Below are 12,802 nucleotides of genomic sequence, written 5' to 3'. Positions count from 1 at the left end.
TGCTCACGAGGTCACGGCCTCCAGCCGCACCGCGCACACCTTGAACTCCGGCATCCGCGAGGTCGGGTCCAGCGCCGGGTTGGTGAGCGTGTTGGCGCGGCCCTCGCCCGGCCAGTGGAAGGGCATGAAGACGGTGTCGGGCCGGATGCCGGTGGTGATCCTGGCCGGCGCCACTGCCCGGCCCCGCCGGGAGACCACGGCGACCGGGTCGCCCTCGGCCGCCCCGAGCCGCGCCGCCAGCCGGGGGTGCAGCTCGACGAACGGGCCGGGCGCGGCGGCGTTCAGCTCGTCCACGCGGCGGGTCTGGGCCCCGGACTGGTACTGCGCCAGGACCCGCCCGGTGGTCAGCAGCACCGGGTACTCGGCGTCGGGCTCCTCCGCCGCCGCCCGGTGCGACACCGGCACGAACCGGGCCCGCCCGTCGGGGGTGGCGAACCGGTCGAGGAACAGGCGGGGCGTGCCGGGGTGCACGGGCGGCGCGTCGGAAGTGCCCGCGTCCGCCGGGCACGGCCAGAACACGCCGTCCTCCTCCGCCAGCCGCCGGTAGGTGATCCCGGAGTAGTCCGCCGGGCCGCCCGCGCTCGCCCGGCGCAGTTCCTCGAAGACCTCCTCGGGGTCGGTCGGGAAGCCCTTCTCGACCCCGAGCCGCGCCGCCAGTCCGTGCATGACCTCGAGGTCGCTGCGCACGCCCTCCGGCGGGCTGACCGCCTGCCGCCGCAGCAGCACCCTGCCCTCCAGGCTGGTCGTGGTGCCGCTCTCCTCCGCCCACTGGGTGACGGGCAGCACCACGTCGGCGAGGGCGGCCGTCTCCGACAGCACCACGTCGCAGACGGCGAGGAAGTCGAGCGACTTCAGCCGCTCCTCGACGTGCGCGGCGCGCGGTGCGGACACCACCGGGTTCGACCCCATCAGCAGCAGCGACCGCACGTCCCGCCCCAGGGCGTCCAGGAGTTCGTACGCGCTGCGTCCCGGCCCGGGCAGCGAGGCGGGGTCCACGCCCCACACGCCGGCCACGTGCCGCCGCGCCGCCGGGTCGTCCAGCTTGCGGTAGCCGGGCAACTGGTCGGCCTTCTGGCCGTGTTCGCGCCCGCCCTGCCCGTTGCCCTGCCCGGTCAGGCAGCCGTACCCGGACAGCGGGCGCCCGGCCCGGCCCGTGGCCAGGCACAGGTTGATCCACGCGCCGACCGTGTCGGTGCCCTTGGCCTGCTGCTCGGGGCCGCGGGCGGTGAGCACCATCGCCGCCTCCTGCTCGCAGAACAGCCGTACGGCTTCCCGGAGTTGCGGAACGGACACCCCCGTGATCCGTTCCACGTACTCCGGCCAGTGGGCCATCGCTGCGGCCCGCGCGTCCTCCCAGCCGGACGTCCGCTCGCGGACGAAACCCTCGTCGACCCGCCCCTCGGCGACGACGAGGTGCAACAGCCCGAGCGCGAGCGCCAGATCGGTCCCCGGCCGGGGCGCCAGATGCAGGTCGGCCTGTTCGGCGGTCCTGGTGCGGCGCGGGTCGACGACGATCAACGTGCCGCCGTTGTCCCGCAGTTCACGGAAGAACCGCAGCGCCGGCGGCATGGTCTCGGCGAGGTTGGACCCGACGAGGATCACGCACCCGGTCCGCGGGACGTCCTCCAGCGGGAACGGCAGCCCGCGGTCCAGGCCGAAGGCCTTGATCCCGCCGGCCGCCGCGGAGGACATGCAGAAACGCCCGTTGTAGTCGATCTGCGAGGTGCCGAGCACGACCCGCGCGAACTTGCCGAGGGCGTAGGCCTTCTCGTTGGTCAGCCCGCCCCCGCCGAACACCCCGAGCGCGTCCGGACCGTGCTCCGTGCGGATCCTGCCCAGCTCGCCGGCGATCAGGTCGAGCGCCTCGTCCCAGCCGGCGGGCGCCAGCTCGCCGTTCCGGCGCACCAGCGGGGTGGTCAGCCGCACCCGGGACGACAGGAGCGCCGGCGCCGTACGGCCCTTGCCGCACAGCGCGCCCCGGTTCACCGGGAAGGCGGTCCGCTCTGTCACCTCGACGCCCCCCGTGGGCAGGGGCGACAGGGCCATCCCGCACTGCAGGGCGCAGTACGGGCAGTGGGTGGGCGTCGAGGCGGTCTCCATACACCCCAGCGTGCGTCGGCCGTGTTACGCGTCGTGCGGCGTCCTGTTACGGCGGTGTGGTGGTGCCCTCCCCGGCGCCGGCCGCCCGGCGTGAGGCGTGGCCCGGCCCACCTGTGGGTTGCCGCCATACACCTCCGGAGTTGCCCCTGTTGCGGAAGTCGACACAAGTGGCTCATTTCGTAGCAGAATTGGCCGGTAGAACCTAGTTGAGGATTGAACCGACGCCACTACAGTCGTTCGGCGCAAGGCACTCGCACGGCTTTCGACACCACGGGCATGCCGCCGTCCCCCGGCCATGTCACCGACTCTCGAAGCAGCCTGGAGGTCCGCCCCATGCCTCTGCGTCACCTCACCCCCCACGACCGGCGGCTCTTCCGCCGTTACGGCCACGGCCCCGTCGTCCCCGTCCCCGACCCGCTGATCCACCGCGCCGTCGAACGGCACGCCCGCACCGCGCCCCACGCCGTCGCCGCCGAACATCAAGGCGTGCTCCTCACCTACGGCGAGCTGAACCGCCGGGCCGATGCCCTCGCCGCCCGCCTCGTCCGCGAGGGCGTCCGCCCCGGCGACCACGTCGGCCTCTTCGTGCGCCGCTCCCTGCCGATGCTGGTCGGCCTGCTCGGCGTCCTGAAGGCGGGCGCCGCCTACGTCCCCCAGGACATCGGCCTCGCGCCCGCCGCCCAGCTCGCCCACGTGGTCCGCGCCGCCGCCCTCCGGATCGTCCTCACCCGGGCCGAACACGCCCAGCGGGTGCCGAGGGGCCCGCGGGTGATCGCCCTCGACGAGCCGCTGCCGTACGAATCCGCCGGCCCGCTCCCGGCCCCCTCGCCCGACGCCGGCTGCTACGTCCTGTTCACCTCCGGCACCACCGGCCGCCCCAACGGAGTGAAGGTCACCCACCGCAACGTCGCCAACATCCTGCTCACCGAACCCGGCGCCCTCGGTATCCGCCCCGGCGACCGTGTGGCCCAACTCCTCAACGTGGCCTTCGACATGGCCGCCTGGGAGATCCTCGGCTGCCTCGCCCACGGCGCCACCCTCGTCGTCCGCGGCGAGGACATCCCCGCCGCCGCCCGCACCGCCACCGTCCTGATCGCCACCCCGACCGTGCTGTCCGGCATCGACCCCGCGGCCTGCCCCCGGGTGCGCGCGGTGGCCGTCGCCGGGGAGCCCTGCCCCCGCCCGCTCGCGGACGCGTGGGCGCGCAGGGCGGCCTTCCACAACTGCTGCGGCCCGACGGAGACGACCATCGTCAACACGATGAGCCGCCACGACCCCTGTGCGCCGCTCCTGACGATCGGCCGCCCCACACCCAACAACACCGTGTACGTCCTGGACGCCGACCGCCGGCCCCTGCCCATCGGCGAGACCGGCGAGATGTGGGCGGGCGGCGACTGCGTCTCGGCCGGCTACCTCGGCGACGACGCGCTCAACGCCGAGCGCTACGCCCCCGACCCCTTCCTCGGCGGCGGCCGCCGGATGTTCCGCACCCGCGATCTCGGCCGCTGGACCCCCGACGGACAGCTCGAACACCTCGGCCGCACCGACGACCAGGTCAAGGTGCGCGGCTTCCGCGTCGAACTCGACTCCGTCTCCGCCGTCCTGGAGCGGCTGCCCGGCTGCGCCCGCGCGGTGACGCTCAAGCGCGACGACCGCAGCCTGGTCTCCTTCGTCAGCCCGGCCGGCGTCGACCCCGACGCGGCCCGCCGCGCGGTCGCCGAGGCGCTGCCCTACTACTGCGTGCCCGAAAATGTCATGCCCCTGCCATTCCTGCCGGAGACGGACCGGGGGAAGATCGACAAGCAGTCGCTGCTGCGGCTGGCCCGGGAGCGCACGGCGGTGACCCGATGACCACCGCCCACGACCGCCGCCCGACGACCGCCGCGTCCGGCGCCACCGCCGCGTCCGGCTCGCCCGGGGGCACTGCGGAGGAAGCCGTCGCGCTCCCCCCGCTCACGTCCCGGGCGCGCCGCCTCCTCAAACACCCCCGCCTGATGCACCACAACCGCCTGGCGGCCCTGGTCCTCCTCGTCAACGCCGCCTTCGCGTGGGCCGCCTGGCCGCTCACCGACCGCACCCTCGCCCACGCGGCCCTCGCCGACCTCGCGCTCGCCGTCCTGGTCCGCCAGCAGTACGTCGTCAACCTGTTCTTCCGGCTGGCGACCGCCGCCCCCACGACCTGGCCGCTGCGGCTGCGCTGGACCCTCGGCAAGGTCTACCACTTCGGCGGACTGCACGTCGGCGGGGCGCTCGCCGGGACGGTCTGGTTCCTCGCCCTGACCGTCAGAACCGGCGCGGACGGCTCCCGGCGGCCCGAGACGTACGTCGGCTGGACGCTGGTCGCCCTCCTCGCCGTCATCGTCGCCACCGCCCTGCCGCCCTTCCGCTCCCGCCACCACGACCACTTCGAGAAGATCCACCGCTTCGGCGGCTGGAGCGCCCTCGCCCTCTTCTGGACCCACACCCTGCTGACCGACGCCGGCCCGGTGCCGGTGACCGTCCTCGCGCTCGTCACCTTCAGCATCGCCCTGCCCTGGCTGCGGCTGCGCAAGGTCGACGTCCGGGTCGAACGCCCCTCAGCCCATGTGGCGCTGGCCCGCTTCGACTACGGCGAGACCCCCTTCGCCGGCTCCTCCACCGCCATCAGCCGCAGCCCGTGGACGGAGTGGCACTCCTTCGCCAACGTCCCGGAGCCCGGCCGGACCGGCTTCCGGCTCACCGTCTCCCGCGCCGGCGACTGGACCGGCGCCTTCATCGACGACCTGCCCTCCCGCGTCTGGGTCAAGGGCATCACCACCGCCGGGGTCGCCAACATCGAGGTCCTCTTCAAAAGGGTCGTCTACGTGGCGACCGGCAGCGGCATCGGCCCCTGCCTGCCCCACCTGCTCGCCGCGGAGGTCCCCTCCCGCCTGGTCTGGGCGACCCGCGACCCCCGCACCACCTACGGCGACGCCCTCGTCGAGGAGATCCTCGCCGTCCAGCCGGACGCCGTCGTCTGGGACACCTCCCGGCACGGCAAACCCGACATGGTGCGCCTCGCCTACGCCGCCTACCGGGATTTCGGCGCGGAGGCCGTGATCTGCATCTCCAACAAGAAGCTGACCTGGCAGGTCGTGCACGGCCTGGAACGGCGGGGCATCCCCGCGTACGGCGCGATCTGGGACTCGTAGACCCACAGGAGGTCGACATGAATCACCTCAAGCTCGAACGCCACGGCGCGGTCGTGACCGTCCGGCTGCACCGCCCGCACGTCCGCAACGCGCTCAGCGGCGACCTGCTCGCCGAACTCCTCGACGCCCTGAGCCCGTTGGAGCGGGACCCCGGCGTCGGATGCCTCGTCGTCACCGGCTCCGAGCAGGCCTTCGCGGCCGGCGCCGACATCAGGGAGATGGCCGGCAGGACGGCCGTGGAGATGGCGGCGGAGGACTATTTCGCCGCCTGGGAGGAGTTCGCCGACCTGCGCCTCCCGAAGATCGCGGCCGTGAACGGCGTGGCACTGGGCGGCGGCTGCGAACTGGCGATGATGTGCGACCTGGTGATCGCGGGGGAGTCCGCGGTGTTCGGCCAGCCGGAGATCAAGCTCGGGGTCATCCCGGGCATCGGCGGCACCCAGCGCCTGACCCGGCTCGTCGGCCGTGCCAAGGCGATGGACCTGATCCTCACCGGCCGCACCATGAGCGCCCGCGAGGCGGGGGACTGCGGGCTCGTCTCGCGGGTCGTGCCGGACGACCGGGTCCTGCCCGAGGCCCTCGAAGTGGCCCGGACCGTCGCCTCGTACGGCCGCGCGGCGGTGCGCGCCGCCCGCGAGTGCGTCGACCGGGCCCTGGAGAGCGGCCTGCGCGACGGCATCCGATTCGAACGCCGCTCCTTCCACGCCCTGTTCGCGACGGAGGACCAGAAGGAGGGCATGACCGCGTTCCTGGAGAAGCGGGCGCCGGCCTTCCGGGGGAGGTGACGAACGGCGGGACGCGGCGTCGGCGGGCGTCGGCGCACGTGTGCGGCGGGTAAGGCCCCGCCGCCGCTGCCGTCCCGCCCGGGACCGCCCGGCTACCCCGCCGAGGCCAGGGCCCGCGCCACTCCCGGTTCCCGCGGGCCGAGGAACCGGGGGTCCGGTTCGAACAGGGCGTCCAGCGCCGCCTTGCCCGCCGCGAAGATCTCCCGGGTGCCGCCGTAGTACCAGGTGACGTCGTGCTCGTCGCTCACGCCGATGCCGTACGACGCCACGCCCGCCTCCCGGCACAGCGCGACCGCCCGCCGGATGTGGAAACCCTGGCTGATGAGGACGGCCCTGTCCACGCCGAAGATCTTCTTGGCGCGCACACAGGAGTCCCAGGTGTCGAAGCCGGCGTAGTCGCTGACGATCCGGGCGTCCGGGACGCCGTGCCGCGTCAGATACGTCCGCATCGCGTCGGGCTCGTCGTAGTCCTCCCGGCTGTTGTCGCCGGTGACGAGGACGACCTTCACCCGCCCGTCCCGGTACAGCTCGGCCGCCGCGTCCAGCCGGCGCGCGAGGTACGGCGAGGGCCCGCCGCGCCACAGGCCCGCACCGAACACGACCGCGACGTCGGTGCGCGGCGCGTCGGCCGTCGTGCGCAGCCGGTCCGCCGTCGACACGTACAGCCAGGTCGACGGCAGCAGCCCGAGGACGCACGCCGCCATCACGCCCTGCACCAGCCGCCGTCGGCCCGCACGAGTGCGCGGCAGCCTCGGCCGACGGAACCTCATCCCTGCCCCCGTCCCCGATCCCGGACCCGGCGCCCGGCGATCGCCCCTCACCTGGGAGGACGCGCCCCGCCCCGCTCCGGTTCACTCCGCCCGCAGCCCTCGCGCTTCCTCACACCGCCCCCGCCCCCGCCGTGAAGCGCCGGAAAACACCCGTGACGGTCACGCAACGGAAACGCAATCCCGCACCGCGAGGATCGGTCCATGAACCGGATCAGCTCCCAGTCCGCCGCCCGGATCGGCCTCGTGCGGCCTGCGCCCCGGCCGGGGACGGACGGCCGCCGCCGGCCCGGCCCGCCCGCGCTCGTCGCCGTCGCCCACGGCAGCCGGGACCCGCGTGCCCTGAGCACCGTGCACGCGCTCCTCGACCGCGTGCGCGCCCTGCGCCCGGAGCTGCCCGTCCACCTCGGGCACATCGAACTGAACGAGCCCCTGCTGACCGACACCCTCGCCCGGCTCGACGCGACGGACACCGCCGACGCCGTCCTCGTCCCCCTGCTGCTCAGCCGCGGCTACCACGTCAAGCGCGACATCCCCGAGACGGCCGCGGCCGCTCGCGTACGCACGCGCGTGGCCGCGCCGCTCGGCCCGCACCCCCTCCTCGTGGATGCCCTCCACGCCCGCCTCACCGAGGCCGGCTGGCGCGCCCCGACGTCCGACGCCGAGCGCCGCACGAGCGCCGTGGTCCTCGCCGCGGCCGGCTCCCGCGACCCCGAGGCGGCCGTCGACACCGGCCGCACCGCCCGGCTGCTGTCCGCCCGCCTCGGCGTCCCCGTCGTCCCCGCCTACGCCACCACGTCGGCCCCCACCGTCCCCCTGGCGGTAGAGGCCCTGACCGCCCGGGGCCGCCACCGCGTCGCCGTCGCCTCCTACTTCACGGCCCCCGGCCGCTTCGCCACGGAGTCCGCCGCGGCCGCCCCCGGCCCGGCCGCGGCCCCCCTCGGCCCTCACGAGGCGATGGCCCGCCTCGTCCTGCACCGCTACGACCAGGCGACCGCCGCCCCGGCCCGCACCACCCCCCACCTGGCCTCCGCCTGAGACCAGCGCCCGCCCCACACCCCCCGGCCGTCACCGGCTGCCTCTACTGTTCAGGGCATGGAAGGCACCGCAGGCACCACGCCCCCCACCTCGCCCGGCCCCTACGACCCCACGTCAGTGGCCCGCTGGGCGGCCGAGCCCGACAAACGCCCGGGCCGCACGGCCTTCCAGCGAGACCGCGCCCGCATCCTGCACTCCTCCGCGCTGCGCAGGCTCGCCGGCAAGACGCAGGTCGTCACCCCCGGGGCCGCCGACAGCCCCGCCTGGGACGCCACACCGCGCACCCGCCTCACCCACTCCCTGGAGTGCGCCCAGGTCGGCCGTGAACTCGGCGCCGCCCTCGGCTGCGACCCCGACCTCGTCGAAGCGGCCTGCCTCTCCCACGACCTCGGGCACCCCCCGTTCGGCCACAACGGCGAACAGGCCCTGAACGACTACGCCCACGACTGCGGCGGCTTCGAGGGCAACGCCCAGTCCCTGCGGCTCCTCACCCGCATCGAGCCCAAACGGTTCACCGCCGAGGGCTCCGTCGGCCTCAACCTCACCCGTGCCACCCTCGACGCCGCCACCAAGTACCCCTGGCCGCGCGGCGCCCACCCCACCGACCCGGCCTCCCCGAAGTTCGGCGTGTACGAGGACGACCGGCCCGTGTTCGACTGGGTCCGCGAGCACGCCCCCGGCACCCGCACCTGCTTCGAGGCCCAGGTCATGGACTGGTCCGACGACGTCGCCTACTCGGTGCACGACGTCGAGGACGGCCTGCACGCCGGCCACGTCGACCCCGCCAGCCTGCACGCCGAACCGGAACGCCAGGAGGTCTTCCGCGTCGCGGTGGGCCGCTACGTCCCCGCCGGCACCGACCCGGCCGAACTCGCCGCCGCCCTCGACCGGCTCCAGGCCCAGGAGTGGTGGCCGCACGGCTACGACGGCACCGCCGTCGCCCAGGCCCGACTCAAGGACGCCACCAGCCAGCTCATCGGCCGCTTCTGCCTCGCCGCCGAGACCGCCACCCGCGCGCGCCACGGCCACGGGCGCCTCACCCGCTACGGGGCCGAACTCGTCGTACCGCACGAGACCCGGCTGGAGTGCGCGGTCCTCAAGGCCGTCGCCGACCGGTACGTGATGCAGCGCGCCGAACAGGAACTGCTCCGCGCCGACCAGCGCGTCGTCATCACCGAGCTCGCCGAGGCGCTCACCGCCCGCGCCCCCGACGACCTCGACCCCCAGTTCCGCGCCCTGTTCGAGCAGGCGCCCGACGACCGCGCCCGCAAGCGGGTGATCGTCGACCAGGTCGCCTCCCTCACCGACGCCTCCGCCCGCTCCTTGCACGCGCGGCTCACCACCCGCACCTGAAAACGCCGGATCTGACTCGTAAGTGACCCAACGTGGCCTGATCGGGCCACTCCCTCTTCCCCCCTCACCCGCCGTGCGGGAGGCTCGTGTGGCGGAACGAGCAGTTTTCACTGGAGGGCCACCCCCCGGACCCCCGTAGGAGGCATCACGTGGTCGACGCGGATCAGACATTCGTCATCGTCGGAGGAGGCCTGGCCGGCGCCAAGGCGGCCGAGACGCTCCGGACGGAGGGCTTCACCGGCCGGGTGATACTGATCTGCGACGAACGGGACCACCCCTACGAGCGGCCACCGCTGTCCAAGGGCTACCTCCTCGGCAAGGAACCCCGCGAGAGCGTCTTCGTGCACGAGCCCGCCTGGTACGCGCAGAACGACGTCGAGCTCCACCTCGGCCAGACCGTCGACGCCGTCGACCGCGCCGCCAAGACCGTCCGCTTCGGCGACGACGGCACCCTCGTCCACTACGACAAGCTGCTCCTGGCCACCGGTGCCGAACCGCGCCGCCTGGACATCCCCGGCACCGACCTCGCCGGCGTCCACCATCTGCGCCGCATCGCCCACGCCGAACGCCTCAAGGGCGTCCTCGCCGCCCTCGGCCGCGACAACGGCCACATCGTGATCGCCGGCGCGGGCTGGATCGGCCTGGAGATCGCGGCGGCGGCCCGCGAGTACGGCGCCGAGGTCACCGTCGTGGAGCCGGAACCGACCCCGCTGCACGGCGTCCTCGGCCCCGAGCTCGGCAACGTCTTCGCCGAGCTGCACCGCGACCACGGGGTCCGCTTCCGCTTCGGCGTCCGGCTGACCGAGATCGTCGGCCAGGACGGCATGGTCCTCGCGGCCCGCACCGACGACGGCGAGGAGCACCCCGCGCACGACGTGCTCGCCGCGATCGGAGCCGCCCCCCGCACCGCGCTCGCCGAGGCGGCCGGCCTGCGGCTCGCCGACCGGGCCCACGGGGGCGGCGTCGCCGTGGACGCGAGCCTGCGCACCTCCGACCCCGACATCTTCGCCGCCGGCGACGTCGCGTCCTTCCCGCTCGGCCTCTTCGACACCACGCTGCGCGTGGAGCACTGGGCCAACGCCCTCAACGGCGGCCCGGTCGCCGCCCGCGCGATGCTCGGCCAGGACGTCGCCTACGACCGCGTGCCCTACTTCTTCACCGACCAGTACGACCTGGGCATGGAGTACAGCGGCTGGGCGCCGCCGGGAACGTACGACGAGGTGGTCATCCGCGGGGACGCGGGCAAGCGCGAGTTCATCGCGTTCTGGCTCCGCGAGGGGCGGGTGCTGGCCGGGATGAACGTCAACGTGTGGGACGTCACAGAGGCGATCCAGAAACTGATCCGCTCGGGTGCCCGCGTCGACGCGGACGCGCTGGCCGACCCCCACGTCCCGCTGGACGGCCTCGCGCCCTGACCGCCGCAGCGGCGGCGCGCCCGATGAGCGACCGTCCCGGCCCCGTAGAATTCACGCGTGGCTGGGCGGATCAATGATGAGGACGTGAAGGCGGTACGGGACGCGGTCCCGATCGACGCCGTCGTGTCCGAGTACCTCCAGCTGCGCAACGCGGGCGGCGGCAACCTCAAAGGGCTGTGCCCGTTCCACGACGAGAAGTCGCCGTCCTTCCAGGTCAGCCCCAGCAAGGGGCTCTTCCACTGCTTCGGCTGCCAGGAGGGCGGCGACACCATCACGTTCGTGATGAAGGTCGACCACCTCACCTTCTCCGAGGCCGTCGAGCGCCTCGCCGCCCAGGCCGGCGTCACCCTGCGCTACGAGGAGGGCGGCTACAACCCCTCCCACCAGCGCGGCGAACGCATCCGCCTGGTCGAGGCCCACAAGATCGCCGCCGACTGGTACGCGGAGCAGCTCGCCCTCAGTCCCGAGGCCGACACCGGCCGGATCTTCCTCGCCGAGCGCGGCTTCGACCAGGCCGCCGCCGTCCACTTCGGCGTCGGCTACAGCCCCCAGGGCTGGGACCACCTCACCCGCTTCCTGCGCGGCAAGGGCTTCAGCGACAAGGAGCTGATCCTCTCCGGCCTCGCCCAGGAGGGCCGCCGCGGCCCCATCGACCGCTTCCGGGGCCGGCTGATGTGGCCCATCCGCGACATCGGGGGCGACGTCGTCGGCTTCGGCGCCCGCAAGCTCTACGAGGCGGACAACGGGCCCAAGTACCTCAACACGCCCGACACGGCGATCTACAGGAAGTCCCAGGTGCTCTACGGCATCGACCTCGCGAAGAAGGACATCGCCAAGTCCTCCCGCGCCGTCGTCGTCGAGGGCTACACCGACGTCATGGCCTGCCACCTCGCCGGGGTGACCACGGCCATCGCGACCTGCGGCACCGCCTTCGGCGGCGAGCACATCAAGATCCTGCGCCGGCTGCTCATGGACAACGGCTCCGCCCGCGTCATCTTCACCTTCGACGGCGACGCCGCCGGCCAGAAGGCCGCCCTGCGGGCCTTCGAGGACGACCAGAAGTTCGCCGCCGAGACCTACATCGCCATCGCCCCCGACGGCATGGACCCCTGCGACCTGCGCCTGACCAAGGGCGACGACGCCGTCGCCGACCTGGTCGAACCCCGCACCCCCCTCTTCGAGTTCGCGCTGCGCCAGATCGTCGTCCGCTACGACCTCGACACCCCCGCCGGCCGGGCCGCCGCCCTCGACGAGGCCGCGCCCGTCGTCGCCCGCATCAAGAACAGCGGCGCCCAGCACGAGGTCGCCGTGCAGCTCGCCGGCATGCTCGGCATCCTGGACACCCAGTTCGTGGTCAAACGCGTCGCACAGCTGGCCCGTTGGGCCCGCGAGCGCGGCGGCAAGGGCGGTCCCGCGCCGGCCGGCCGCGGCCCCCAGCGGTACGAGGCCGCCCCCCGCCCCGCCGTGACCGGCCCCGCCCTCACCCTGCGCAACCCCGTCTACGCCACCGAACGCGAACTCCTCAAACTCGCCCTCCAGCGCCCCGAGTTGGTCTCCCCGGCCTTCGACGCCTACGGCGTGGACGAGTTCACCGCCGCCCCCTACGCCGCCGTGCGCCAGGCCATTGCGGACGCGGGCGGCGCCGAGTACGGCACCCAGGACCCGCAGGACTACCTGGTCCGCGTCCGCGAGGCCGCCCCCGACGACGCCGTCCGCGCGATGGTCACCGAACTCGCGGTGGAGGCGATCATGCGCAAGACGGTGGACGAGGTGTACGCCGGCGCCCAGCTGGTCACCGTCCGCCGCCGGGCCGTGGAGCGGCGCGTGCGCGACGTCCAGTCCCAGCTGGCCCGGCTGGCCGCCGGCGGCGATCCGGCCCAACTGGCCGCCGTGCAGAACGAACTGTGGATCCTTCAGCAATACGACCAGTCGCTGCGCGAACACGGCGCAGCGGCGCTCTGATCCTCGCGGGACGCAAAAAGTCCTCGCACGCCCCTCGTGGCGGCGATGTGTCGTACCCCACACTGGGTTGCGGTGCCTGAGTCCTCGGAGCGCGGCCGGTCCGTCCCCCCACGGGTCCCACACCCCGCGGTTCCGCTCACCGCGTACGGGACGGACAGCGGCGAGGCCGCCGACTCCGCCCCCGAAGCCGCTGTCGCGCATTCCGGCAGCGA

General features: G+C 74.1%; 9 protein-coding genes. 7 read left to right on the top strand and 2 right to left on the bottom strand.

Features of this window, described 5'->3' with window-relative positions:
- Window positions 1-3: 3 nt before the first annotated feature.
- A complete protein-coding gene (locus ACIOC0_RS11885) occupies window positions 4-2,100 on the bottom strand; it encodes a molybdopterin oxidoreductase family protein (RefSeq protein WP_402154830.1) in 2,097 nt (698 codons plus the stop codon).
- 333 nt (window positions 2,101-2,433) lie between these two features.
- Between ACIOC0_RS11885 and ACIOC0_RS11880 the strand changes: the two genes are divergently transcribed.
- Genes ACIOC0_RS11880 through ACIOC0_RS11870 form a run of 3 tightly spaced genes read left to right on the top strand, consistent with a single transcriptional unit; the run spans window position 2,434 to window position 6,055 of the window.
- Window positions 2,434-3,951 (top strand): amino acid adenylation domain-containing protein, encoded by a 1,518-nt coding sequence (locus ACIOC0_RS11880; protein ID WP_402154828.1) that lies wholly within the window; start codon window positions 2,434-2,436, stop codon window positions 3,949-3,951.
- Window positions 3,948-5,270, top strand: a complete 1,323-nt coding sequence (locus ACIOC0_RS11875) for a hypothetical protein (protein WP_402154826.1) — start codon at window positions 3,948-3,950, stop codon at window positions 5,268-5,270. Before ACIOC0_RS11880 ends, ACIOC0_RS11875 begins: the two co-directional genes overlap by 4 nt.
- A 17-nt stretch (window positions 5,271-5,287) precedes the next feature.
- Window positions 5,288-6,055, top strand: coding sequence for an enoyl-CoA hydratase-related protein (locus ACIOC0_RS11870; RefSeq protein ID WP_402154824.1), 768 nt, complete (start codon window positions 5,288-5,290; stop codon window positions 6,053-6,055).
- Window positions 6,056-6,147: 92 nt separating this feature from the next.
- Here ACIOC0_RS11870 and ACIOC0_RS11865 read toward each other — a convergent pair whose 3' ends face one another.
- Window positions 6,148-6,825, bottom strand: coding sequence for a vancomycin high temperature exclusion protein (locus ACIOC0_RS11865; protein WP_130436895.1), 678 nt, complete (start codon window positions 6,823-6,825; stop codon window positions 6,148-6,150).
- Between the two features lie 201 nt (window positions 6,826-7,026).
- On the opposite strand from ACIOC0_RS11865, the gene ACIOC0_RS11860 reads away from it, so the two are divergent.
- From ACIOC0_RS11860 to dnaG, 4 genes are all read left to right on the top strand, one after another.
- Complete coding sequence (locus ACIOC0_RS11860; protein WP_402154822.1) at window positions 7,027-7,860, top strand: sirohydrochlorin chelatase; 834 nt, start codon at window positions 7,027-7,029, stop codon at window positions 7,858-7,860.
- 57 nt (window positions 7,861-7,917) lie between these two features.
- Entirely contained in the window at window positions 7,918-9,213 is a 1,296-nt protein-coding gene (locus ACIOC0_RS11855; protein WP_402154820.1) for a deoxyguanosinetriphosphate triphosphohydrolase, read from the top strand.
- A 149-nt stretch (window positions 9,214-9,362) separates the two neighbouring features.
- The gene (locus ACIOC0_RS11850; RefSeq protein ID WP_356687498.1) at window positions 9,363-10,628 is read left to right on the top strand and encodes an FAD-dependent oxidoreductase; all 1,266 of its coding nucleotides are present in this window, start codon (window positions 9,363-9,365) and stop codon (window positions 10,626-10,628) included.
- Window positions 10,629-10,685: 57 nt separating this feature from the next.
- Complete coding sequence (gene dnaG / locus ACIOC0_RS11845) at window positions 10,686-12,590, top strand: DNA primase (protein WP_402154818.1); 1,905 nt, start codon at window positions 10,686-10,688, stop codon at window positions 12,588-12,590.
- The last annotated feature ends 212 nt before the right edge of the window (window positions 12,591-12,802 follow it).

It is taken from the genome of Streptomyces sp. NPDC088254 (assembly GCF_044740925.1).
Lineage (GTDB): Bacteria > Actinomycetota > Actinomycetes > Streptomycetales > Streptomycetaceae > Streptomyces.
This window is presented reverse-complemented; position numbering and strand designations above follow the sequence as displayed.